This is a genomic window from Vibrio sp. QJM3NY_39 (genome assembly GCF_057785895.1).
Window position 1 is genome coordinate 1,514,675 of record NZ_CM173506.1, and the last position, 25,324, is coordinate 1,539,998.

General features: G+C 42.8%; 18 protein-coding genes and 9 tRNA genes. 22 read left to right on the top strand and 5 right to left on the bottom strand.

What is annotated here, in order from left to right; translation table 11 throughout:
• Positions 1-37: 37 nt before the first annotated feature.
• Entirely contained in the window at positions 38-553 is a 516-nt protein-coding gene (locus tag AC3CHU_RS22575) for an NUDIX hydrolase (protein ID WP_065206181.1), read from the bottom strand.
• A 287-nt stretch (positions 554-840) separates the two neighbouring features.
• On the opposite strand from AC3CHU_RS22575, the gene AC3CHU_RS22580 reads away from it, so the two are divergent.
• From AC3CHU_RS22580 to AC3CHU_RS22610, 7 genes are all read left to right on the top strand, one after another.
• On the top strand, positions 841-2,496 hold the full coding sequence (locus tag AC3CHU_RS22580; RefSeq protein WP_171308899.1) for an ATPase RavA domain-containing protein: 1,656 nt from the start codon (positions 841-843) through the stop codon (positions 2,494-2,496).
• An 11-nt stretch (positions 2,497-2,507) separates the two neighbouring features.
• Positions 2,508-3,953, top strand: coding sequence for an ATPase RavA stimulator ViaA (gene viaA / locus AC3CHU_RS22585; protein ID WP_065105819.1), 1,446 nt, complete (start codon positions 2,508-2,510; stop codon positions 3,951-3,953).
• 197 nt (positions 3,954-4,150) lie between these two features.
• Positions 4,151-4,224, top strand: a tRNA-Cys gene (locus tag AC3CHU_RS22590).
• A 48-nt stretch (positions 4,225-4,272) separates the two neighbouring features.
• Positions 4,273-4,348 (top strand) — tRNA-Gly (locus tag AC3CHU_RS22595).
• Between the two features lie 79 nt (positions 4,349-4,427).
• A tRNA-Leu gene (locus tag AC3CHU_RS22600) sits at positions 4,428-4,514 on the top strand.
• Positions 4,515-4,579: 65 nt separating this feature from the next.
• Positions 4,580-4,653: transfer RNA gene (locus AC3CHU_RS22605), tRNA-Cys, on the top strand.
• A 296-nt stretch (positions 4,654-4,949) separates the two neighbouring features.
• Positions 4,950-6,839, top strand: coding sequence for a methyl-accepting chemotaxis protein (locus AC3CHU_RS22610; RefSeq protein ID WP_488519095.1), 1,890 nt, complete (start codon positions 4,950-4,952; stop codon positions 6,837-6,839).
• A gap of 83 nt (positions 6,840-6,922) precedes the next feature.
• On the opposite strand, the gene AC3CHU_RS22615 is transcribed toward AC3CHU_RS22610, so the two are convergent.
• Complete coding sequence (locus AC3CHU_RS22615; protein WP_488525735.1) at positions 6,923-7,711, bottom strand: lipase family protein; 789 nt, start codon at positions 7,709-7,711, stop codon at positions 6,923-6,925.
• Between the two features lie 404 nt (positions 7,712-8,115).
• Between AC3CHU_RS22615 and AC3CHU_RS22620 the strand changes: the two genes are divergently transcribed.
• The 7 genes from AC3CHU_RS22620 to AC3CHU_RS22650 all read left to right on the top strand — a co-directional run bounded on the left by AC3CHU_RS22620 (position 8,116) and on the right by AC3CHU_RS22650 (position 10,823).
• On the top strand, positions 8,116-9,018 hold the full coding sequence (locus tag AC3CHU_RS22620) for an SGNH/GDSL hydrolase family protein (protein ID WP_488525736.1): 903 nt from the start codon (positions 8,116-8,118) through the stop codon (positions 9,016-9,018).
• Positions 9,019-9,064: 46 nt separating this feature from the next.
• Entirely contained in the window at positions 9,065-9,829 is a 765-nt protein-coding gene (locus AC3CHU_RS22625) for a nucleotidyl transferase family protein (RefSeq protein ID WP_488525737.1), read from the top strand.
• A gap of 323 nt (positions 9,830-10,152) precedes the next feature.
• Positions 10,153-10,239, top strand: a tRNA-Leu gene (locus tag AC3CHU_RS22630).
• An 83-nt stretch (positions 10,240-10,322) separates the two neighbouring features.
• Positions 10,323-10,396, top strand: a tRNA-Cys gene (locus AC3CHU_RS22635).
• 44 nt (positions 10,397-10,440) lie between these two features.
• Positions 10,441-10,516: transfer RNA gene (locus AC3CHU_RS22640), tRNA-Gly, on the top strand.
• Between the two features lie 80 nt (positions 10,517-10,596).
• Positions 10,597-10,683: transfer RNA gene (locus AC3CHU_RS22645), tRNA-Leu, on the top strand.
• 66 nt (positions 10,684-10,749) lie between these two features.
• Positions 10,750-10,823 (top strand) — tRNA-Cys (locus tag AC3CHU_RS22650).
• Between the two features lie 157 nt (positions 10,824-10,980).
• On the opposite strand, the gene AC3CHU_RS22655 is transcribed toward AC3CHU_RS22650, so the two are convergent.
• Positions 10,981-12,171: a hypothetical protein gene (locus AC3CHU_RS22655; RefSeq protein WP_488525738.1), complete on the bottom strand. Its 1,191-nt coding sequence runs from the start codon at positions 12,169-12,171 to the stop codon at positions 10,981-10,983.
• A gap of 621 nt (positions 12,172-12,792) precedes the next feature.
• On the opposite strand from AC3CHU_RS22655, the gene nirB reads away from it, so the two are divergent.
• The 4 genes from nirB to cobA all read left to right on the top strand — a co-directional run bounded on the left by nirB (position 12,793) and on the right by cobA (position 17,702).
• Positions 12,793-15,351 (top strand): nitrite reductase large subunit NirB, encoded by a 2,559-nt coding sequence (nirB, locus tag AC3CHU_RS22660; RefSeq protein ID WP_488525739.1) that lies wholly within the window; start codon positions 12,793-12,795, stop codon positions 15,349-15,351.
• A 15-nt stretch (positions 15,352-15,366) separates the two neighbouring features.
• A complete protein-coding gene (gene nirD, locus AC3CHU_RS22665; protein ID WP_004731122.1) occupies positions 15,367-15,690 on the top strand; it encodes a nitrite reductase small subunit NirD in 324 nt (107 codons plus the stop codon).
• A 123-nt stretch (positions 15,691-15,813) separates the two neighbouring features.
• The gene (locus AC3CHU_RS22670) at positions 15,814-16,629 is read left to right on the top strand and encodes a formate/nitrite transporter family protein (RefSeq protein ID WP_488525740.1); all 816 of its coding nucleotides are present in this window, start codon (positions 15,814-15,816) and stop codon (positions 16,627-16,629) included.
• Between the two features lie 296 nt (positions 16,630-16,925).
• Positions 16,926-17,702: a uroporphyrinogen-III C-methyltransferase gene (cobA, locus tag AC3CHU_RS22675; RefSeq protein WP_017079292.1), complete on the top strand. Its 777-nt coding sequence runs from the start codon at positions 16,926-16,928 to the stop codon at positions 17,700-17,702.
• Positions 17,703-17,753: 51 nt separating this feature from the next.
• Here the strand turns inward: cobA and AC3CHU_RS22680 are convergent, their stop codons facing one another.
• Positions 17,754-18,305, bottom strand: coding sequence for a DUF4174 domain-containing protein (locus AC3CHU_RS22680; protein ID WP_065206174.1), 552 nt, complete (start codon positions 18,303-18,305; stop codon positions 17,754-17,756).
• A gap of 235 nt (positions 18,306-18,540) precedes the next feature.
• Here AC3CHU_RS22680 and AC3CHU_RS22685 point away from each other — a divergent pair, with 235 nt between their 5' ends.
• The 3 genes from AC3CHU_RS22685 to AC3CHU_RS22695 all read left to right on the top strand — a co-directional run bounded on the left by AC3CHU_RS22685 (position 18,541) and on the right by AC3CHU_RS22695 (position 21,142).
• Positions 18,541-19,014, top strand: a complete 474-nt coding sequence (locus AC3CHU_RS22685) for a LabA-like NYN domain-containing protein (RefSeq protein ID WP_046223538.1) — start codon at positions 18,541-18,543, stop codon at positions 19,012-19,014.
• Positions 19,015-19,094: 80 nt separating this feature from the next.
• Positions 19,095-19,760 (top strand): response regulator transcription factor, encoded by a 666-nt coding sequence (locus AC3CHU_RS22690; RefSeq protein ID WP_054546803.1) that lies wholly within the window; start codon positions 19,095-19,097, stop codon positions 19,758-19,760.
• The gene (locus AC3CHU_RS22695) at positions 19,757-21,142 is read left to right on the top strand and encodes a histidine kinase sensor domain-containing protein (RefSeq protein ID WP_488525741.1); all 1,386 of its coding nucleotides are present in this window, start codon (positions 19,757-19,759) and stop codon (positions 21,140-21,142) included. The genes AC3CHU_RS22690 and AC3CHU_RS22695 overlap by 4 nt, the downstream gene beginning before the upstream one ends.
• Positions 21,143-21,366: 224 nt before the next feature.
• Here the strand turns inward: AC3CHU_RS22695 and AC3CHU_RS22700 are convergent, their stop codons facing one another.
• Complete coding sequence (locus AC3CHU_RS22700; protein ID WP_017093555.1) at positions 21,367-22,671, bottom strand: dicarboxylate/amino acid:cation symporter; 1,305 nt, start codon at positions 22,669-22,671, stop codon at positions 21,367-21,369.
• Between the two features lie 548 nt (positions 22,672-23,219).
• On the opposite strand from AC3CHU_RS22700, the gene AC3CHU_RS22705 reads away from it, so the two are divergent.
• Positions 23,220-25,316 carry a TonB-dependent siderophore receptor gene (locus AC3CHU_RS22705; protein WP_488525742.1) on the top strand — a complete coding sequence of 699 codons (2,097 nt, stop codon included), beginning with the start codon at positions 23,220-23,222 and terminating at the stop codon, positions 25,314-25,316.
• The last annotated feature ends 8 nt before the right edge of the window (positions 25,317-25,324 follow it).

Below are 25,324 nucleotides of genomic sequence, written 5' to 3' on the forward strand. Positions count from 1 at the left end.
TTCTCTCCTAGAGTACTTTAGGTAGTCATATAATTGGCTATAGATAGCCACATAGTTGGGCTTTGCTTAAACAAGCGATAGTTTTTGTATCGGTGATTTGATCGTGTCGTATTTTGTTGTGCAGCTCTTCTAAGCTCAGCTCTATCACTTCTATAACTTCATCTTCGTCGCATTCAAATCGGGTAGTGAGGCTAAGATGTTTTGCGACAAATAAATGCTGAATCTCATCGCAGAATCCAGCCAAAGGTGTGACTTGTCCTAAGCTCTGAAAAAAAGTTGCACTGTAACCGGTTTCTTCTTCCAGTTCGCGCTGGGCACATTGAAGAGGTGTCTCATCAATTTCCATCGTGCCTGCAGGTAGCTCCAAAAGCCATTTCTTAAGAGAAGGACGAAACTGATTAATGAGGATGATTTTTCCTGACGAAGTGATAGGAAGAATAACGGCCGCGCCGGGGTGGTGTATTGTTGTATGTTTTACCACGACGTTCGTAGGGAGCGTCACGTTCTCTTCGATGAGAGAAATACTTTTCCATTGATGGATAACTTTACTCATGCAATTTGGCCACATTCCTTGCCAATTTTTCGTATAACTGAAGACGTGTACCACCATAACGTCTATGGTGTCGAAAATAAAAGAAAAATTAGGCTTAGCAATAGATTTAATTTGACGCCGTTCGTGATGTTACTCTCATAATTGGAATCTATGATTACGCGAAAATTGCAGCGTAACCATCTGATATAAAGGCAACTCAATAATAAAAGATACTTGTAACAAAGTGCTAACAAATGTATAAAAACGTATCTACACTCTCAACTGTTCAAAGATTTTCGGAGTAACGCATGAACCCTTCTATTTCCTCACATGCTGACAAGGCGCTACTCTCTGAAAGAATCAACAAATTAGCGCATGCTCTCTCAGATGGCGTTTACGAAAGAGAAGACACCATTAAGCTTTGTTTACTGGCGGCTCTTGCCGGTGAAAGTGTGTTCCTATTAGGCCCTCCGGGTATTGCAAAAAGTCTTATCGCTAAACGCCTCATCCAAGCTTTTGACAACAGTAGCTACTTCGAATATTTGATGACACGTTTCTCTACACCAGAGGAAGTGTTTGGCCCGCTAAGTATCCAAGAATTAAAAGACAACGGTCGTTACGTAAGACTGACCGAGGGTTACCTACCAACCGCACAAGTTGTATTTCTTGATGAGATCTGGAAAGCAGGTCCTGCAATCCTAAATACTTTGCTCACGGTCGTTAACGAAAAGACGTTCAAAAATGGCGCAGACATCGAGCGCGTGCCGATGCGTTTATTAGTGTCTGCATCTAACGAACTTCCAGATGAAGACAGCGGCTTAGAAGCTCTTTACGACCGGATGCTGGTTCGTGTGTTTGTAAACCGTATTCAAAACAAACAAAACTTCAAATCGATGCTGACGACGGGTACTTCTCAGGAAGCTGTGATTCCAAAAGGTTTGGCGATTACTGATATTGAATACCATCAATGGCAGAAAGAGCTCGATAACTTGGAATTGACGGATAACTCGTTTAACAAGCTATTTGAACTGAAAACCATGCTTGAAGAGACTGTCAAAAAGCAAAGTTCGGCTACTGAAACTGATCTATATGTATCGGACAGACGCTGGAAGAAAGCGGTCAAGCTGTTGAAGGCAAGCGCATTCTTCAGTGGTCGTGATAGCGTAAACCCGCTGGATATTATGCTACTGCAAGATTGTTTATGGCATAGTCCAGAATCGCGAGACGTAGTTCGTAGTGTGGTAAAAGATTTTGCATTGAACCGAGCGTTTGATCAGCAGGAGTCGAAATCTCAAATCGAAATGTCACGTGAAGAGCTTGAAGAAATTCAAGATGATGTTGAATCAACGTTATCGGTGTCGCTCTCTATGGAATCAACCAGCGGCTTACTGCGTAAAGATGTTTACCAAAATGATATCAAGAACGCGAAAATGTACAGCGTCGGCAGCGCTTACAACCTAGTTAAACTGGTTATGCTGCAAAGCAACATGTCGGTTTCTGAATCTGAGAAAGGCGATAGCCGTTGGGTATATGTAGCCAAGGATGATTTTGACCGTGCGCTTAAAGAAGGCCACGGCGATATTTACGGTTACGTAAATGAAAATAAAAACCTATGCCGTTTAAAACTCGACTTGGATGCATCGAACCAATTAGTGATTAAAGATATTGCCAATCGCTCTGTATTGGTGAGTGTGGTTACTACCGACGGTTTAGACCAAGAATTGTATAACAAGTGGTTGAGTGGCGCTGAGAAAGCCTTAGAACAGTTAACTGAGGCTGAATTTAAGTTAAAGAGAGTTCGAACTGAATTCCATGATGCGTTGCCTCACAACTATATTGATCCTGATTTACCGAAGGCAATGGAAGCAAGCTTGCAAGCTGTAACGCAAGATCTTGAAACCACGAAAGTGAAGAGCAGTAAGATCGCACAGCGCATTAAGTTCATGAGTCAGTACTTCGAGTAAGGGGAGAGCATATGTTAGGAGCAGACGGCTTAAACCTCGCTTTGATGGTAGCTGACTCAGGAATCATTGATACAGCGATGAATGATCTCATCGCTCGTTCTCAAGTCATGATGGCTGCTGAGAACAAGGGCGTGAAAACGTCGGTTAAAAACCATTTGGTTAAGTGGCGCGGTAAAGTAAAAAAACGCGTCACTAAAGTGTGTGAAACCGATAGGTTCCAAGAGGAAATCGCACTTTACCAAGAAGTGATCTATTGGGATGAACCTCAGTTCTTTGACGAGATCGATAGTGTTATCAAAAAACTGGAGTGGCACTCGGCGTTTTATCTACAAGCAAGACGCTTGATGGAAAACAACAAAGGCGTTTATAACGCGATGTTTCCACACTATTTTTGCGACCAATGGTACCAATCACTGTCAGACGCCATTAAACAAGCTCAAGTAACCGAACTTGAAACAAGCAAAGAAAAAGTCTTAGCTGACCTTTATCAACGCATGGAAACCATGAAAAACATGGATAAAGTGACGGAGTCTGGTGATGAAGGCAGTGTAGGGCGCTTGTGGGACATGGCTTCGGCTAAGTTGAGTAAAACCGACCTAACAGTAATGAAGCGTCATGCGGAGTTTCTAAATAAGCACAAAGGCCTTCAAGAAATTGCTGAAAAACTCGGTCGCATGGCTGGCTTAGAAGATGACCCTTCTTTGCACAAAGCCCCTGTAGAAGAACTACAGATGGTTGAAGAGAAGAGCGATGAGGCAGTCGATGATATTGTTGGAATCCACGAAAGTGATGACCTCAACAAGATGCTGCCGAACGAAACCATGTTCTTAGCGTACCCAGAGTTAGAAGTCATTTTCTACAAACACTTGGCCGACAAGCGTTTGCTTAGCTATCGTTCGCAAGGTAAATCTCGAACCCTACGTAAAGTCAAAGCTCAAAAGCCAGACAGCAAATCGGTGGACATTGAAAAAGGCCCATTTATTGTTTGTGTGGATGCGTCCGGTTCAATGAGTGGTTTCCCAGAACAGTCGGCAAAAGCGATGGCTTATGCCTTGATGCAAATCGCCTTAGCTGAAGAACGCGACTGTTATGTGATTTTGTTCTCTTCAGAACACATTACTTATGAATTGACGCGACAAGACGGCCTACGTGAAGCCAGTGACTTCCTAAGTTACTCATTCCACGGCGGGACAGACCTTGAGCCAGTGCTAATGAAGTCGATAGATTTGATGATGGGCGACAAGTACAAGAATGCTGATTTGATCGTTCTTTCTGACTTTATCGCACCAAAGCAGTCTGATGAAATGATTGCTCAAGTTGAGAAACTTAAAACGCACAAAAACCGTTTCCATGCAGTTAGTCTTTCTAAGTACGGTAACCCTCAACTTATGACCATGTTTGATCACTGTTGGTCGTATCATCCAAGCCTCGTTGGCCGCTTCATGAAAAAGTGGTAGGGCGCAAACTCCTTAAATGAATCGACTTTGCTGTATGCTTTTTGAATAAAAAGATCGAACATGCAGCAATTTGATTTAAATGTCAGCAAACAGAATTTAAATTCACATTTTTGTTTGACTATCTTCACTCAATCCGTAAAGTAGGCACCCGAACACAGCGGGGCTAACGTTTAGTCGGTTCTAACGTGTTGAAAAATGGCGCCTTGGCAGAGTGGCTATGCAGCGGATTGCAAATCCGTGGACCTCGGTTCGACTCCGGGAGGCGCCTCCATTCTCTTTCTCTCTTATTTAGTTAATGAGAAATTAGACGAATGAAATTGCGATACTAGCTCAGTTGGTAGAGCGCAACCTTGCCAAGGTTGAGGTCATCGGTTCGAACCCGATGTATCGCTCCAAATTTTGTAATGTTGATTCATTTTACATTAAGATGGTGTTTTACTTTTCAGTAATCGGCATCGCAATAAAGAATTGCGTGCCCTGGTGGTGGAATTGGTAGACACAAGGGATTTAAAATCCCTCGGCGTTCGCGCTGTGCCGGTTCAAGTCCGGCCCGGGGCACCATCTATTTGATTGTTATCTTGTTTGGTAGTGATCAACAGAGTCGTTCTCTTAAAACACGACTTGAAGGCGCCTTGGCAGAGTGGCTATGCAGCGGATTGCAAATCCGTGGACCTCGGTTCGACTCCGGGAGGCGCCTCCATCATTTAGAAGAAACCAGTCCTTGTGGCTGGTTTTTCGTTTCTGGCTTCTTTGTTTCTTGTTTCTCCATCCTTGCCTCTTCATTTCTCCCCTTTACCTTTCATAGACCCACTCTATTTTGATGAGATCCTAAGTTGAACCTTTGTTGATAGACAGGTAAATAAACCAAAGTCACAATTAACCATAATGCTCAATTTGTTTCATTGTTTTATGGGATAACCCAAATTAAAACATGTGTATGAGTGATAGTGTCCCTCTTTTATATTTCTTTAATTGTTCTATAAGAGGTTCTTAAATATGCAATTTAGTCTAAAGAGGAAAATGGTTTTCTCTGTAGTTTTGGCGATTGCTGTTACATCTGCCATTCTTCTTTTCATGGGTTATAAGACGTTTCAAACAAACAGCTGGCAAGCAATCGAAAGTGAAAGCCGCAATACGCTTCAAGCTCATGCAAAAGGCATCAGCGACTGGTTTTACGATAAGAAGCAAGCAGTACACGGGCTTAAGCAACAAGTACAGCTTAACCCTTCAATAGATATCGTTCCTCATTTACGTCAAACCTTGGTATCTGGTGGGTTTGGATTGAGCTATTACGGTAACAAAGAAGGTGAGATGTTTCGCCATGATCCTTCATTGAATAAAGCGGGTTACGACCCAAGAGTCCGAGGTTGGTATAAACAAACATTGGCTGAAAATCGAGCTGTGACAACAAAGCCGTATGTGAGTGTGACGATGCAAACCTTGGTGGTGACACTGACCGATCCTGTGACCGAAAATGGTTCAATCATCGGTGTTGTGGCATCTAATCTTGCGTTAGACAAGCTAATTGAAGATGTGTTGGCTATTCAGGTTCCAGGTAATGGACGAGCGATACTAATTGATAAGCAAGGCACGGTCGTTGCTCATAAGAATAAAGATTTCATCCTTAAGGAAGTCAAAGAGATAGCACCTGAATTAAGTGTTTCTGGATTAAACAGTGCTGCGCAGAACTTGACGACGATCTTTACGCAAGTGGATGGTGCCGAGCGAGTCATCATGGCTGAGCCAATTAAAGGCACTGACTGGTTACTTGTGATTGAAATGGATAAAGACGTACTAGAGCAGCCCCTGTTCGATATGTTGATTAGCCAAATTACCACAGGTTTGATTGTATTGATCGTTATGGCTGTAGCAACCTCATGGTTTGTGGCTCGTCAATTAGTTGAACTGGGTCGAGTGAGTGAAGCATTAGCTGATATTGCGGAAGGGGAAGGCGACCTCACCCAAAGACTACAAGTGTCGAGCCAAGATGAGGTGGGTCAACTTGCCGATAAATTTAATGTCTTCGTTGATCGACTCCATCAAATGATGCAAAACGTCACTCAAGTTTCTACCGCGATGAACAGCGGTGCCGAGCATGCTAATACCAGTGCGTTGAAGCGCAGTGATAGTGTAAGCAGACAACAAGATGAGATCACTATGGTAGCAACGGCTGTGACAGAAATGGCGACAGCAACAGCCGAAATCGCCACGAATGCTGAGAGTACGGCCAAAAGTGCGACTCATTCGGTGGAGTTGAGCGAGCAAGGTTTCCAACAGATGGCCAAAAGCCAATCATCGATCAATGAACTTGCTACTGAGCTAACAAGCGCTGTGTCTATCATCAGCGAGCTTGAAGAGCATGGTCAACAAATCGCGTCTATCTTAGCGACGATTCGTGAAATAGCGGAGCAAACTAACTTACTCGCGCTCAATGCGGCCATTGAAGCGGCTAGGGCAGGCGAACAAGGCAGAGGTTTTGCTGTGGTGGCTGACGAGGTTCGTGTGCTTTCTCAACGTACTCATGCTTCAACAGAAGAGATCGAAGACAAGATCAAACGCTTACAACAAGCGACCAATGGTGCGGTGAAAGTGATGACACAAAGCCATGATATGGCGAAAACAAGCGTACATGACGTGGACATGGCCGGAGAGAGCCTAGCTCAAATCCGTGAAGCGATTCAGATGATCAGTGATATGGCGACTCAGATTGCTTCTGCCGCTGAAGAACAATCTTTAGTTACCGCGGAAATCAATGCGAATACTGAGTCTGTTCGTGAAGTTAGTGATGTGATGGCGCTTGATGCGACAGATGCAGTTTCGCAAGCCGATCAGCTCAGCCACTTAGCTAACGATCTCAAACAGGAACTATCAAGATTTAAACTTTAAGTGCAGTTAAAACCATAAAGAGCACAAGTCATTACAGGCTTGTGCTCTTTTTTATGCAGCCAGCATCAACTTAATTCACTGCCTCAGTGCTTATCGAAGAAATCTTTGTTACGAATATACTTGCTCATTAGGTGATAAGAGAAAGGCCGGATCAACCAACTGAAAATTGAGCGTCCAAGGCGTATTAACGTCGGTGTGTTTTCATAGATCCTGCCGTTATAGAGCCAAAGTACTTTCCCTACATGCCAATACAGCAGTGGCACGGGCGGCATGAAGGTGACAATATCGATGTCACAACAGATACGGTAGGTTTTCTTGCTCAAACGGTAGTTCTTTTTAAAACTCCAATCACCAATTGCAGGTTGTCCAAAAGTCACAATTCGTTTGATACAGCCTGGATACTTTTGGTCTAGGTAGTCAGCAAATACACAACCAATAGAGCCACCAGAAGAGTGCCCAGTAATAGAAATTCTTTTCCCTTGCTCTAACAAAGGCAAGAGCGTGGCTTCTAAGCGTTCGATAACGGTTTGCCCAAGCTTGTCTTCGTTATGACCTGGTTGGCTTTCTTGGAACATAAGATGATAGAAGCCAGCGTGTACCCGATAGTTCAACCCAATCCTTTTACAGCTTCTGGTCCATAGTGCAAAAGTGAGTAGCCAGTCAGAAACGCTGTGTGACCCCTTGATAACCACGACCACTTCATCTTTGTCGCTGCTCCATAAGACTCGAATCATGGTTTTGCCAAACTGATTCTTTATGATGCGCTGTCCATTCGGATCAAAACCATAACGAGTTTGTTTAAATACTCTAGGGTAGGCGAGGTTGCAGAGCACGGCGTAGCGTTCATATTGGTATCGTTTTAGTGGTTTCACGGGTACCCATCGTTTTGACAGTATTTTAAATACTATAGCCTTAGATTATGAAACAGAGATGAAGGGGGGAATAAACGATGGAATGACATTCAGTTTGTATTAAAACTGTTCTATATAATATTAAATTGTAACATTTATTGATATTTTTTAATAACAATTCGAGTGTTGTCTAATAAGTAAGCTTTTTTAAATAATACGGTTTGTAACTAAGATAAATACAATGCCTTACTTAACCTTACATTATTGAAAATTTAATATGGTAGCATCTTCGAAATTTCGAAGTTATAAAGATAATGTAAAAGGCTCTATTCATGCTATCAAAAAGTCAATCGCATAAGTTAACGTTTTACTGGATATTAAAAAACTTATATAGATTACTTCCTATACTACCTTCAAAAATCAAGATGTCTAAAAACCTTAGGCTTGCTGAGCTATATGTACAAAAAAAAGACTATAAAAAAGCAACTAGTCTTATAGAAGAGTTAGTCTACAAATTCAAAAAAAATGAATATTGTTTCATGTTATTGAATTTATATTTAATGAATGGTGACTCAGAAAAATCAAAAGAGCTTGAAGTTTCATTAGATTCCACTACTGAAAGTACTAATCTTGTAAAGAGTTTGGATATCTTAAATTCAAGTGTGAACGACTCTGATAAAGTGGCCTTTATCAAATCGTACATTGCTACAAAAGGAGCATCTTCAGTTCTCATTGATGTTAAAAGTGGAGAAGAACATTTAACTAAACTGTCTAAAGAGGAAAGGGACCTTGTTAACAACACAAAGCTCTATCTAAAGCAGAGAAGAGATTGGAGTCGCAGGAATAGTCCACCGACTTACATCAAATCACTCTATAGCAAAGATGAGCAGAACAAAATTGATGAGCTGTTTAGTGATGTACTGCCTATTGTAAGAGCAACCAAAGTATCTTTATCTGATCATGACAGCTCAGTTATATCAGTACAGAATGGGTTTAGAGCGACCACAGGCCAACCAGAAACATCAGATCGCCGAGTGCTTTTCTTCGGAGCATCAACAACTTTTTCGTATGGTATGAGCGACAAAAATACAATTGTCAGTCAGGTTCAGAAAAATATAAATAAAGTAACCGATAACGTTAGAGTTGAAAATCATGGCGTACTAGGGATGAATTTGCTTCTAGCGATGAATAATTTGGTACAAACGGAGATCAAGCAGGGTGATGTAATTGTTTTTTTCAACTTTGATGAATTCAAAAATGTTGAAAATACAGCTGTACTATCGATTGATCTCAACGATGTTGACACGAGGTGGCGACTTTTTCATTGATTTAAACGCGCGTCATTGTCATTACTCCCGTAAGGGAAATAAGGTAATGGGAGAGCTCGTAACAAATAATTTAATACCTGTGTTGAAAAGTGAACCCGTACCGCATCAATTCGACTTAGATAATAGAATGTTGTGTGTTCTAGAAAAGTTCAAGTACTTCCTATTCAAACATACTGCGCAGGCACTTGAATCTTGTGAAATGAAATCTTACTTAGAGTTATTGGATCAACATGCTACAGGTAATGAAGGTGTCATAGGTAGCGTAGCTGTCAATTGTAACCCAATTACTAAAGGACATTTGCACTTAATCGAGTATGCGGCAAGAAGTGTCGATAAGTTGTTCATTTTTGTTATCGAAGAAGATAAATCTTTCTTTAAATTCGAAGATCGATTTAAGTTAGTCTTTGAAAGTACCAAGCATATTGGCAACGTAACCGTTATTCGAGGCGGAAAGTTTATTTGTACTGAATTGACTTACCCTGATTACTTCGATAAAGAAACTTCTGAAGCTAAAGCTGATGCATCAATGGAAGCCTGGTTTTTCTGTGAGTACATAGCTAAGGCGCTGAATATTAGTAAGATATTCCTTGGGAATGAGCCAATGTGTCAAACCACCCAACAATACAACGAAAAAATGCAGGAACTACTCCCTGCATATGATATTGAAGTTGAAATCATTGAGCGCATTTCAACAAATGGCGATGTGATTAGTGCTTCTAAAGTAAGGGAGTTCTTAGCAAGCCGAGATTTCAGCAGTATAGAAGCAATAGTTCCCAAGCCTACATACCAATTCTTAAAAGAAAATTATTAAGTTTGGGTTAGCTTTCAAACTACTTTTCTGTACAAAAGCCAGTCTGTTGACTGGCTTTCTTATTCGAATTCGGTAGCCATAGTTAAGTCCAATAGCTAATCCGAGGTCAAATTAGGTATTGTATGTAGGGTGTTGTGTGTGCAGTTTGTGCGATTTGTAGTAATTTCAATCGTTTGAGTTCGATAATTAATCACTTGAATTGAAAGATAAAATTTACTGTTGACGAATTTTTTCTATCCGTTAAAGTACACCTCGTTCTCACGGCTTAGGTCGCAGAGAGATGGTGTTTTACTCTTCAGTAATCAGCATCGCATGATTGCGTTGCCCTGGTGGTGGAATTGGTAGACACAAGGGATTTAAAATCCCTCGGCGTTCGCGCTGTGCCGGTTCAAGTCCGGCCCGGGGCACCATCTATCTAGTTTCTACTTTAAGTAGAGTGTTGAACAAAGAGTGGTTCTCTTTAAACACTTCAATGTATTTATATGTTGATAAAGGCGCCTTGGCAGAGTGGCTATGCAGCGGATTGCAAATCCGTGGACCTCGGTTCGACTCCGGGAGGCGCCTCCATTCTCTTTCTTATTTAATTAATGAGAAATTAAAAGAATGAAATTGCGATACTAGCTCAGTTGGTAGAGCGCAACCTTGCCAAGGTTGAGGTCATCGGTTCGAACCCGATGTATCGCTCCAAATTTTGTAATGTTGATTCATTTTGACATTAAGATGGTGTTTTACTTTTCAGTAATCGGCATCGCAATAAAGAATTGCGTGCCCTGGTGGTGGAATTGGTAGACACAAGGGATTTAAAATCCCTCGGCGTTCGCGCTGTGCCGGTTCAAGTCCGGCCCGGGGCACCATCTATTGGATTGTTACCTTTTGTTAGGTAATACTCAAAAGAGTTGTTCTCTTTAAACACTATTGAAGGCGCCTTGGCAGAGTGGCTATGCAGCGGATTGCAAATCCGTGGACCTCGGTTCGACTCCGGGAGGCGCCTCCATTTTTTTAAAAGCCCGATCAGAAATGATCGGGCTTTTTTACGTCTGTAGGAAAGTGTTCTTAGAAAACATTTCTTGTTCTGTCTTTGTTCAGAATCATTAAGGAAGCAAGTGCTATGAATCATATCTCTGTTTAATTAGTAAACACGTGTATGTGAATCAAAGAGTCCAACGCTGATCAGTGAACTGCACTTGTTCAATGCTTGATAGGGTATTCAAGCCATCGCGTGAAGTAACGGTGTCATTGAGCTGAAATTTACCGCCCCCAAGATTGTGGATTTGGTATTCACTTTTAGGACCATGTACTACAACCATATTAACACCTAAATTTCCGGTTACCTTATTATCATATCCATTGATCTCAATATTTGCGTTATTCTTGCCCGATAGCGTTAGTTTCGTCAGATATTGAGAGTGATGAGTGTAGGGTGTTGCTGGGTCATATTGCATTTTAAAAGTGCCGGTGAATGTATCTGCAATGTATGCGTCGTAAGCCAGTGTTGGAGCGAAAATCTGTTCCGTAATATATTGCGCGTTAGGATCTCTTGTAGAGAAGTCGTCGCGAGTTTTAACTTTGTATAACCCCCACATACCTTCGCCACTATACGCCCCCCAAAGCCCGTAATAGCTATCAATGACGGCTGCAAAGTACTCTTGGTCAACACTGACTTCTTCTTGCCACTCTTCCAAAGTGTCAACTGGAGGTGTGTAGGTATTATGTAAAGCCTGAGTCTGTATTGTATTCAGCTCTTTTTGAAATAAAGGTAATGTCGATTCACCACTTTGAGGTGAGTTAAGAACACCAATACCATAGTCATGGACTAGGTGGAGAATTTCCTCGTAAGACGCATCGCGATGCTCTTCATAATCCTGTCGAACGTACCATTCTCCGCCTTCTACTTGAATTTCCTCTTCGAACAAGGGTTGGCCATCCAAATCGTCGTTATATTGGGGCTCATCGTGGTAATTCATTAGCTTCAATATTGCGCCATTGTTCGCCATAGCATTTGCAATATCGCGTTTTGAGTCAGCGCTCCCGTATTTAGTGCCATCAACGGGGGTTAGATAGTGGTTGAGAACATTGACTGCTTTGACTATTTGATAATCGCTCAGGCGATCCATAATTAGAATATGGATAGATTTGCCATTGGGGGCATTGACCGCGACATGTCGGTTATAACCTGCTTTGGAATACGCAGAGAACTGAGAAGGGACTGCTTCTATTGTGATCCCGTGAACAACGGATGGTTTGACATTTTCTTGGCTTGCCACAGGCTTGCTTTGGCTTGAACTATTACAACCGACAAGAAGAACAGTGGCAGCGAATGCAGTTAAAGATAACACTTTCATGGGACACATCTTATGATTTTGAACGTAGTGCTAATATACCGAGATGTCGCGTGATATTGGGTGATTACAGTTGCTGTAATACATATCCATACAATGTCTGACAAAGCCCGTGATCCTAACCGTTCTATCATTTTAAGTTGTTAGCGGCCGCGAGTAGTGTCGAGGTATGGATGAGTAAAATGGCGAAGGTAATAGTTTCGTCTGTCATAGACACGTTATGCGTAATAGTGGAGGAGATGGTATTTGCTTTGTCACCATTAATTGATCATATGACTCTTCACAATTACTCACACTTCTTCATGAAGTAAGAGGTTTGGCAATTTGTAGAGTAGAAAATGGAACGGTAAATGAAAATGATTGTCATTTACTTACGTTATTGCTAACCTATTATGAAACTTTACAACACTCTTTCTAGTGCGCCAAAGTGTATATAAAATCCCGCTAAACCCTATCAAAACCAAGGTTATTCGTTTGCTTAGCTCGATAAACAAGCAGATCTACCTCTTTTGTTCTACCCCTTTCGGGTAGTTCGTTTTCGTAATTGATTTACATCATATTTTCATTTTCTTTCATAATTCATTATTCGTGTAGTTAAGAAATATATAACCTTCAGGAATTCTTATGAGCAAGATGAAGCTAGTCGTAATCGGTAACGGGATGGTCGGTCATCGCTATATCGAAGATTTAGTCGAGAAGACAGATGTTGCGAACATGGACATTACGGTGTTCTGTGAAGAACCACGTGTTGCGTATGACCGTGTGCACCTTTCTTCTTACTTTTCACACCACACTGCAGACGAACTTTCTTTAGTTAAAGAGGGCTTCTACGAGAAAAACGGCATAAACATGCTGATCGGTGAACGTGCAATCAACGTTAACCGTGAGAAAAAAACGGTTTACTCAAGCACTGGCCGTGAAATCCAATACGACAAACTTGTTCTTGCTACTGGTTCTTTCCCTTTCGTTCCGCCAATTAAAGGCAACGAAGGTAAAGACTGTTTTGTTTACCGCACAATCGAAGATCTAAAAGCTATTGAAGCAACCGCTAAGAATTCTAAGTCTGGTGTTGTTGTTGGTGGCGGTTTACTAGGTCTTGAAGCGGCTGGTGCACTAAAAGCACTTGGCGTGACAACACACGTTGTTGAGTTTGCTCCTAAGCTAATGGCTGAGCAACTTGACCTAGCGGGTGGTAACCAACTTCGTCAAAAAATCGAACGTATGGGCGTAAACGTACATACAAGCAAGAACACGCTTGAGATTGCTCCTGAAGGCACTGAAGCTCGTAACGTGATGCGTTTTGCAGACGGAACAGAGCTCGAGACAGATTTCATCGTATTCTCTGCTGGTATTCGCCCACAAGACAAACTTGCTCGTCAAATGGGCTTGGGTATCGCACCTCGTGGCGGTATCGAGATTAATGATCACTGTCAAACGACGGATAAAGACATCTATGCGATTGGTGAGTGTGCGTCTTGGAACCAAACGTTCTACGGCCTTGTTGCTCCGGGTTACAAAATGGCGACCGTTGCTGTTGACCACGTTGTTGGTAACGAAAGCACATTTGAAGGTGCTGACATGTCTGCGAAGCTTAAGCTTCTGGGCGTGAAAGTAGGTTCAATCGGTGATGCAAACGGTCGTACTCCTGGTTGTAAAAGCTACGTTTACCAAAACGAAGAGCAAGAAGTTTACAAACGCTTAATCGTTTCTGAAGACAACAAGAAACTGCTTGGCGCAGTAATGGTTGGCGATACTTCTGATTACGGTGACCTTCTTCAACTTATGTTGAACGAAATTGACCTACCAGAACATCCAGATGCATTGATTCTTCCAGCACACGCTGGCGGTGAAAAACCAACGCTTGGCGCTGACTCATTACCGGAAACTGCAGTTATCTGTTCTTGTTTCGACGTAACCAAAGGCAAGATCGCTCAAGCTGTTGCTGAAGGTCACCACACCATTGGTGATATCAAAGCAGTGACTGGCGCAGGTACAGGTTGTGGTGGTTGTATTCCACTTGTGACTTCTGTGCTAATCGCTGAACTTGCTAAAGCGGGTGTGGAAGTGAAGAACGACGTTTGTGAGCACTTTGCTTACTCTCGCCAAGAGCTTTTCCACCTAATCCGCATCGAAGAAATCAAAACATTCGACGAGCTACTTGAGAAGTACGGTAAAGGCTACGGCTGTGAAATCTGTAAGCCTCTAGCGGGTTCTATCCTTGCTTCTTGCTGGGGTGAGCACATCCTTAAGCCTGAGCTAGTAAAACTGCACGATACCAACGACAACTTCTTAGGTAACATTCAGAAAGATGGTACTTACTCGGTTATCCCTCGCATGGCGGGTGGCGAAGTAACGCCTCAAGCTCTAAGCGTTCTTGCGGATGTTGCGGCTGAATACAACCTATATACGAAGATCACTGGTGCACAACGTATCGGTCTATTCGGTGCTCAGAAAGATGACTTACCAGCAATCTGGAAGAAGTTAATCGCAGCCGGTTACGAAACGGGTCAAGCTTACGCAAAAGCACTTCGTATGGCTAAGACATGTGTCGGTTCAACTTGGTGTCGTTACGGCGTTCAAGATTCAGTTGGCCTAGGCGTGATGATCGAGAACCGTTACAAAGGCATCCGTACTCCTCATAAGATGAAGTTCGGTGTGTCTGGCTGTACTCGTGAGTGTGCTGAAGCTCAAGGTAAAGATTTAGGTATTATCGCAACGGACGCTGGTTGGAACATGTATGTGTGTGGCAACGGTGGTATGAAGCCTCGTCACGCAGATTTATTGGCAAGCGATCTAGACCAAGAAACACTGCTGAAATACATCGATCGTTTCATGATGTTCTACATCCGTACGGCTGCGCCACTACAACGTACTTCGGTATGGATGGATAACCTAGAAGGCGGCGTTGACTACCTACGTGAAGTGATTGTAGATAATAAACTTGGCATCAACGACCAGCTCGAAGCTGACGTCGCTGGCCTAGTGGGTAACTTTGCTTGTGAGTGGACTGACACTATCAACGATGAAGCTCAACTTAAGCGATTCTCACACTTCATCAATGCTGATGACCGTGATGAAAACGTTGTGTTTGTTAACGATGGCCGTGAACAACACCGCCCAGCAACATTTACAGAAAAACACCCAGAAGCGAAGGGCGACATCCTTCACGTTGAACTGGTTTAATTGGGAGACGACATCATGGCATTTACCAAAGTTTGTAAGATCGAAGATATTATTCCAGGTACCGGTGTTTGTGCATTGGTTGGTGGTGAGCAAGTTGCTATTTTCCGCCCAACTAAAGCTGAAGAAGTGTTCGCTATTAGTAATACTGACCCGTTTTTCCAATCAAACGTTTTATCTCGCGGTTTAACGGTTGAGCACAAAGGTGAGCTTTGGGTGGCGAGCCCACTTAAGAAACAACGCTTTAACCTAGCAACAGGTGTGTGCATGGAAGACGAGAACTTCAGCGTGAAAGCGTATAAAGCTCGAATTACCAAAGGTGCTGTTGAAATCTCAGCATAATCGAATACGTAACAAGATTTGATAGATCAAGGGTTCTAGTTATCGACATTGCCTTAGTTCGGCAACTAGAACCTTTTCCTATCCGATTTTAACTTTTAATTTTAACTTTTTAAGGACAACCTTATGTCTCCTGATTTTAAACCAGCTGAATTCGTTCAAACGATGATCGATGTGGGTGAAGCGAAAACGAAAACAAGTACTCGCGATCTTCTGATTCGAAGCACAATGGCAGGCATCATTCTTTCTCTTGCTGTTGTTGTGGCAATTACGACTATCGTGCAAACAGGCATTGGTATTGTTGGCGCTCTTGTGTTCCCAGTGGGCTTCGTTATTCTAAGTGTTATGGGCTACGACCTAGTGACGGGTGTATTTGGCCTTGCTCCTTTAGCGAAATTCGATAACCGCCCAGGTGTGACTTGGGGGCGTGTTCTACGTTGTTGGGGTATTGTTGGCCTTGGTAACCTTATCGGTTCTCTAATCGTTGCGGTACTGGTTGCTATCTCATTAACGGGTAACTTCTCTTTAGATCCAAACGCAGTAGCACAAAAGTTCATTGCGGTTTCTACAGCTCGTAGCCTAGGTTTTGAAAACATGGGTATGGACGGATGGATCACGTGTTTCGTACGCGGTATCTTCTGTAACCTAATGGTATGTCTAGGCGTGATTGGTAACATGACAGCACGTACTGTGTCTGGTCGTGTAGCAATGATGTGGTTCCCAATCTTTATCTTCTTCGCACTAGTATTCGAGCATACAGTAGTAAACATGTTCCTATTCCCACTGGGTATGATTCTAGGCGCTGATTTCGGTATCGCGACATGGTTGAACTTCAACCTTATCCCTACAATCCTTGGTAACATCGTAGGTGGCCTTTTCTTAACATGTGTTCCTTTGTTCCTAACACACGCTAGAACCGTTCCTTCTCTAGGTGCTAAGTAATTCTGAATACGGTGAAACGTAATTTAGTATGAGATTAAGAGCCCCAACAACATGTTTGGGGCTTTTTTAGTTCGAAAGCCTTAAACATCATCAATGCGTTGATTTTTATTGAGTAAAATAGCCGCAATAGACTGTTTTGTTATAATTACTTCTATCTTCGTTAGTATTTAGACTGAATATTTAATTCAACACCTGATAGTCTAAGGGTTAAGGATTTGGATAAGTCATCATGAATACAGTGACTTATCACATAGATTAAAGCTTGAGATAGAACAAGCAAACCTTCGGAGCACAGCATGTCAGAAGTATCGTCATCGAATGTTAAAGAAGTAACCAAAGGATTGGTTTCATTAGTAGGCGCGGGCCCTGGTGACCCAGACTTACTTACCCTAAAAGCGGCACGTGTTATCCAACAGGCTGATGTGGTCGTTTATGACCGCTTAGTATCTAAAGATATCTTGGCAATGGCTAACTCCGATGCAGAAATGCTGTATGTGGGGAAAAAGCTCGACCATCACTGTGTACCACAAGATCAGATCAACCAACTGCTAGTGACTAAAGCGCAAGAAAATAAACATGTTGTTCGCCTTAAAGGCGGTGACTCGTTTATCTTTGGTCGTGGTGGTGAAGAGTGCGAAACTCTGGCTGAAAATGGTGTGAGATTTGAAGTGGTACCCGGTATCACCGCAGCTGCAGGCGCTACCGCGTATGCGGGTATTCCGCTTACACATAGAGATCACGCACAAAGCGTTCAATTCATTACTGGTCATCTAAAGAAAGATGGTGAAGATATTGATTGGCGTTCGCTTGCTCAACACAATCACACGATCGTGTTTTACATGGGTTTAAAAGAGAGCCCGAACATTCAGAAAAACTTATTAGATAACGGTATGCGAGCAGACATGCCTGTTGCGATTATTGAAAATGGTACGCGCCAAGAACAGAAAGTGTTCCGTGGTGGTTTGAGTGACTTAGCCAACCTTGCGAGTGTCGCAAAAAGCCCAGCATTGATTGTGGTAGGTAGCGTTGCTCAGCTTCATGAAAAATTGGCTTGGTTTAACAAGCAAGCTTAATTGATTAATTTACAAGTTAATGTGTTAAGCGACCGCTTAGCTGACTAAGAATCAAATACTGCAGCGGCTACTTTGTCGCTGCATTTCTTTTTGGCGCATAGGCATCTCATCAATAATGTTGGTGATAAGGTTCCAATCAGTCTTCCCATTCCATCGATGCTTTTCTTTTCCGTCTTTACCTATCAAAACAGCAGTATGTGAGCCTTTCGGTATTCCATAGCTGTCGGTTACCGCCTCTAAGTTAAATTCTTCTTCAAGCCAAGTAGGGACTGTGTAGCCGCTTTCCGCGATGACTATGATAACCACGTCTCGTTCATCCAATTGACAGTTATTGATCAACACTTCATTGAGAAACTCTTTGACGGCAGAGTCCTCCTTCGGTGCAAAATAGATCACACTGCGGTGCGGCAAGGCCTTGGAGTGAGAGTAGGCTGGGTAAGCGTGCAACGAGTTGACTGACAGAATCATAAACATAACCGCGCTTGTTAATAGAGTTTTCAATGGGTTGGATATTGCTTTGGTTATCGCTGCGCAGCAACGTGGCAATACTGAGCCATTGGTGTTGCTGCCAACGTACGATCTGATTATTTGTCGGTACTGCATGTTCCACCTTCCTTGATAAACTCAAACAAGCTCTGAGTTAAGCTAATAACAACTACGTTAAGCTAATAGTAGCGACGTTAAGCCAATAACAGTTACGTTAGGCCAATAACATCTGCGTTAAGCCAATAATAGCTACGTTAAGCATAGCCAATGAGTTCATTTTTATTAAAGAAAGCGGCTCGCATTTTAGAGTTGAATAGAATAGGGTATACGGAAAATCTAAAGGTATGAAATTATGGAAAACATAGCAATTTTGGTCGACGTTCAGAACGTTTACTACACAACGCGCGACAAATACCGTTCTAACTTCGACTATAACCAGTTTTGGTATGTTGCCACGGAAGGGCGTAACGTTGTGACAGCCAATGCTTACGCAATCTCAAGCCAAGATCCAAAGCAGCGTCAATTTCATCATATCCTTCGTGGTGTTGGTTTTAATGTGAAGTTAAAACCCTTTATTCAGCGTCGAGATGGCAGTGCAAAAGGCGACTGGGACGTGGGTATTGCGTTAGACGCGATAGAACTCGCAGAGACGGTTGATACGATTGTTTTGGTATCTGGAGACGGTGATTTCGAAATCCTTGTAGAGCGAATCAAAGAGCGTTTTGGCAAACCTGTTGAAGTGTATGGTGTACCAGGGTTAACTGCTCAAAATCTTATCGATTCTGCCTCAAAATTTGTACCGATTGAAAAAGATTTTCTTCTATAGAGGAAATCCTGCACTTTATAATTGAAATCAATAATAACGATAATTAGAATGCAAACTGTTCTTATTTATCGGTGTGTGCAATGTCTCGCGTTTTAGTTGTTGATGATGATATCCAGTTGTGTGAGTTACTGGGTGAAGTATTGGAAAATGAGGGGTATCACGTCGATACCGTTCATTGTGGTGAATCTGCGCTAGAGTTTATTCAATCGAACCCTGTCGATTTGGTTCTACTAGACGTAATGCTTCCAAACTTGAGCGGAATTCAAGTGGCAAGGCGTATTTGTCAGCGTTTTGCTACTCCTATTCTTATGCTGACTGCACTGAACGACGATGCCTCTATGCTGGATGGCTACCAAGCTGGAGCCGACCAGTATATCGCCAAACCTTTCAATGTTCCTGAGCTCCTAACCCGAATCAAGGTGATCTTGCGCCGCGTTGGTTTTGAACGTCAAAGGCAATCTTTGGCTTCACCTAATCAAGGCTTGTGTGAACAACTTTCTCGTTTACCGTTAACGGGTACTGAGAAAGAATTGCTTGATTACTTGGTCAAAAACGACGGTATTGTTGTATCTAAATCTGACCTTCAAATCCATGTTCTAAAGAAAGAACTCTGTCCTTTCGATCGTAATTTAGATATGCATATCAGTAATATACGTCGAAAGCTCGTTCAGGCAGGCTTGTCTAAGCAACACATCAAAACCGTTCGTGGTAAAGGCTATAGCTACCTAGAGTCGGTAGGGGTATGAGTCAGAAACTGCTGCGTTGCCCTGATTTTATTGCCAAGCGTAAAGATGGTTTAACGTTCCAGTTGTTCAGTTACCTGACGGTGATTCTGGTAAGTATATTAATCCTTCAAGGCGTGGCTGAACGAGCGTTGATGAAGGCTTTGTTGAAGGTACCAGAATCCGTCAAAGCTGAAATGTTGGATCTTGCGTATCAAGCTAATGTTCTGATCGAAGAAGGGGATATGGATGAGTTAGCTGACTGGGGCAATGCTCAAGGTTACTATCTATTTGTGATTGATGAAAATAATCGACCAATTACCCATCGACACATGCATCCGCACTTTGAATTCAAACTCAAGTACCTGCGTACCTTAGATCATCAACTTAGTGACCGTGTGAGTAAGCCGATATTCGGCCTGCCACTCGATAACGGTAAAACACTGGTTATCCAACTCCCACACCAGTTTCACCCGGCTAAATCCTTTGCGCCATATTCTTACATGTTGAAAGCGGTAATAGCTTTGATCGTGTTGTCTCTGTTCTCAATCATCATGGCGAAAAGCCTGCAGCAGCCGCTGGATAGATTAAGAGAAGCGAGCCGAAGATTAGCGCAAGGCGACTTCACTGTCAGTGTTGTTTCTGAGTTAAATTCTACGACGCGGGAGTTCAACGAACTTGCCCATGATTTTGATCATATGACGGTTGAGATTAAGTCTTTGGCTGAAAAGCAACGCCGTTTGATTCGTGATGTGTCTCATGAACTTAGAACACCATTGGCTAGGCAAAACCTCGCATTGCACCTGTTGCGCAGCAAGGTAGATGATAAGAGTATTGGCTTGCTTGAGCGAATGGAAAGCGAAACGGAAGAGATGAACAAGCTGGTGGGTGAGATCCTTGAATTCAGTCGTCTAGAAACGTCTCGCTATGACTCCAAGTTAAGCTTGATGCATCTTGAGCATTATTGTTCGATGCTAATCGCGCAGATGCAAAATGATTTAAAACCGAATCAAACTTTGATTGGTGATTTAGAGACGCCGACATCAATGGTTAATGTTGATGAAAGGTTGCTCCTGCGAGTTATCGGTAATTTGGTCAGTAACGCGATCAAATATGCGGGTGAGAATGCTCATGTTGTCGTGACTACCTATGAACTGTTAACCGATAAACGTTACAGTGTCATATCTGTAGAAGATGACGGCCATGGCATTCCTGATAACAAGATTGCAGGGATTTTCGATCCGTTTACTCGCATAGAGTCAGCCCGTGATAAACAGTCTGGTGGTTACGGTCTTGGGCTAGCGATCGTGAAGGAAGCGATGGGAGTGATGAATGGGCATGTTACTGCTGAGAATAGAGACGGTGGAGGGCTTAGAGTGAACCTTATGTTCCCAATCGTCGATTAGCTTCTCGTTGTTATGCGTTGTGCTCCATAGATAACGATGACTGAAAGCGTGCTGAGAAACATTGCTTAGAAATATAGTTAAGTAATATAGCTTATAAACATAGCCCAATAAAAAACGCCACTGCAGATGCAGTGGCGTTTTTGTTTATACGCTTTTGATTATCAGCTAAGGCATAGCCATTAATTACGCCTCAGTTTGAAGGTAAGAGCGACAGAGAAACTAGATTATGCCTGTTGGCGTGTTAGCTTAACTTCTTCTTCTTTCTCACCAGCTGCAGGGTCATTGAAGCGAGCTTCGTCAAAAGAACCTTCAGACTTAGCCACAATGATAGTTACGGCACTATCACCTGTGATGTTTACTGCGGTACGAATCATATCAAGAAGGCGGTCAACACCCATGATAAGCGCGATACCTTCAAGCGGTAGACCAACTTGGTTCAATACCATTGCTAGCATAACAAGACCAACACCAGGAACACCTGCAGTACCAACAGACGCCAATGTCGCTGTTAGGATAACCATCAAGTAGTCACCCATAGTAAGGTCAATGTTGTAGGCTTGTGCGATAAACGCCGTTGCAACACCCTGCATGATAGCAGTGCCGTCCATGTTCACTGTTGCACCTAGTGGTACAGTGAAAGAAGCGACTTTGTTGTCAACGCCCATGCGGTTTTTAGCCGTTTCCATTGTTACTGGAATCGTCGCATTCGAAGAAGCCGTTGAAAATGCGAACATGATGGCATCTTCCATTTTACGTAGGAACGTAATAGGGCTTAAACCTGTGAAACCTTTTAGCATCGCACTGTAAGTAACCAAACCGTGTAGGAGTAGGGTACCTGCAAGTACTAAGAAGTATTCTGCTAGGTTCCAGATTGCGCTTAAACCAAGGCCGGAGAACAGCTTCGCCATCAAGAAGAACACACCATAAGGCGCAAGGTTCATCAGTAGTGCAACAAGCTTCATGATCACTTCGTTCAAGTCAGAGAAAACCGCAGCGATACGCTCGCCAGGTTTACCCGCTGCACTGATTGCAATACCAAACAACACAGCAAATACGATCACTTGCAGCGTTTTGCCCTCAGCCATCGCCTGAATAGGGTTGGTTGGGAACATGTCGATGATTACTTGGCCCAAAGAAGGGGCATCCGCTGATTTGAAAGAGCTCGCAGCAGTAAGATCCGCACCAGCTCCAGGTTGGAACAGGTTGCCGATAGTAAGTGCTAGAGTGATAGCAACGGCTGTAGTACCGATATAAAGTGCAAGCGTTTTGCCACCCATACGGCCAAGAGTTGATAAGTCTTTAAGAGAGCTTGTACCGCACACTAGTGAAACGAAGACTAGTGGCACAACAAGCATTTTTAAACTGGCGACAAAAATCTGTCCGCCTACTTCAAAGAGTCCGTTAACGATGTAGTTGTTAACAAATCCGCTGTCTGCAAAAAGGGATTGAATGGCAAATCCCGTTAATATGCCCACGACCATACCGAGGATAACTCGACCAGTTAGAGACATAGGTTTCTTGGTATTCATTTAGAACACTCCTTATTATTTATAACTTTGATACCTTTTCAAAGTGAGCGGGAGATTAGCAGTCGGTTGATCAAATCGAAAAACAAAAAATGAGTTTGAAATTATAGATGTGATCAAAATCACTGATAATTGTGTAAATTAAACAAATAAAAACAAAATAATTCACCATTTATTTACATTTATCGAGGGTTTTATACATCAATCAGTCGTTTCAAAGGTAGTAAATAAGACAAGACAGTATTTGTATTGATCTTGGCTGCTTAGATTGATCAGACAAATGACCTTATAGTGAAATGTTGAATTCATGTTTACAGATCTGCACGCTCAATTAACGTATTGAATTGATTTTGTTGAGCTAAAGAAAGTGTACGTTCAGTGGGCTTTACAAATCTTTACGAATGCAAAGAATGTAAATTTAATGCAAATGGTAATAATTATCACTTATATTCACTCCCGAAATGATTCAGTGGTACCGGAAACGGTTCAACCGAGCACATCGAATAAATAACAAAGTGCTCGTACAAAAGAATAAAAGCGGAGTAAAGGACATGTTTTCAAAGAGCCCATTGGCCTTAGTGATCGGCGCAGTATTAGCTTCACCAGCAGTATTGGCAGAAACAGTAAAAACAGACGAGCACATGGTTGTTGAAGGTCGTGACTACGGTTACAAGGCCGACACAAACACAACAGCAATGCGCGTGGAGGCGACTCAATTAGAGACTCCGGGACAAGTTTCAGTAATCGATGAGCAAATCATCGATGAACAGCGTGCAACAACGCTAGGTGACGTTCTTAAGAATGACGCGAGTGTAAGTGCTGGTGGCACAAGCCGTAACCGTGAGCGTTTTTCTCTACGTGGTTTTTCTGTACAGAGCTCTTCGGGCTTCCTCAAAAATGGTCAACAACACTGGTCTCACTACCGCCAACCAATCGAACTTCTAGAGCGTGTTGAAGTACTTAAAGGTCCATCAGGTCTTCTTTACGGTATTTCTGCGCCAGGTGGTTTGATCAACATGGTAAGCAAGAAGCCTACTTACGATACACAAGTAAGCCTTAGCCAAGACATCGGCTCTAATGATCACACTCGCACGACTCTAGATGTAAGTGGCGCATTAAACGATGCCGAAACTTTACGCGGCCGCGCAATTCTATCTAAAGAAAGCTACGGCTCTTGGAGAACATACGGTGATGGTACTGAACCACAAACAGAGCGTTTTGTTGGTGGTGTCTTCGTTGATTACGATGTATCTGAAGACGTGACGGTTTCTGTTCACTACGACAAGACTAACGACGAAGGTAGCGTAGATTCTGGTGCACTATACACACTAGACGGCAACCGAGTGGGTAGCGACAAGCACATTTGGGATGCGCAGTGGTCACAAATTGAAAACGATGTTGAGAACGTAGGTTTTGATATTGCTGCTAACCTGACAAACACATGGTCTTTAAAAACAGGTTTCAACTACCAAGATTTCGAACGCATTGATATGGAAAGCTACCCAAGCTTTAGAAATATGAACCCTGATGGTACGGGTACAGTCACTCAAGGTGGTAACTATCGTCACGATAAATGGCGTTTCAGAACGGCTTACGTCGATCTAACTACAACCGCTGATCTTGCTGGCACAGAGCACCAATTACTATTCGGCGCTAACTGGTTAGGTTACAGCTATTATCGTGGTATGGATCGCTTCAGCAGCGGTGAATACGCACCAGATGCAACGGTACCAGCACCGTCAGTGGGGCCAACATCGCTAGGTAAGATGAGCACTTACGATACTTGGGGCTTCTATATCCAAGATCTGATTACTATCAATGACGAATGGCAAGTTCTTGCGGGCGCTCGTTTCGACCGTAAAGTAAGTGATGGCGTTGCAGAAGAAAACGTAGCACCTAAGCTTGGCGTGATTTACCACCCAGCATCAAACGGTAGCATTTACGCTTCTTACTCCGAAAGCTTTGAGCCACAAGGTGTTGTCTCTAGCGGAAGCCGCAACTACACCAATGACGGTGAACTTCTTGACGCCGCGACAGGTGTATCATACGAAGTTGGTATTAAGTGGGAACTGATGGACGAGCGTCTATTCGTTTCAGGTGCGGTATTTGATATTACCCAAGAAAACATCTCGATGGATGTAGAAGACACTTCATCAGGTGATTGGACGAAGACACAAGGTGGCGAACAAGTTCACCGTGGTGCGGAGTTAGCCGCGCAAGGCTTTATCTCAGAAAAATTCTCTATGTCTGGTTCTGCAATGTACTTAGACGCGGAAATCACTAACCATGAAACGTATGAAGGTAACCGTCCAGTTGACGTACCTGAGTTTGCAGCAAGCGTTTGGTCTACTTACGCAGCAACAAACGAAGTTGATGTGAACCTAGGTCTTATCTATGAGGGTTCTCGTTACGGTGATAGTGCGAACACGTTCAAGAAAGATGGCTATGCTCGTGTCGACATGGGTGCAGCATACACACTTAAGTACGACGACTCTCTAGACTTCGTTGCTCGCCTAACAGTAGAGAACGTATTTGATAAAGAATACCTAGCGGGTGGTGGTTCAACTTCTTCAAAACACCAATTTGCAGAAGACGTAGTCATTGGCGAAGGCCGCAACTACATGGCAACACTGCAGGTTAAATACTAATTTGTTTG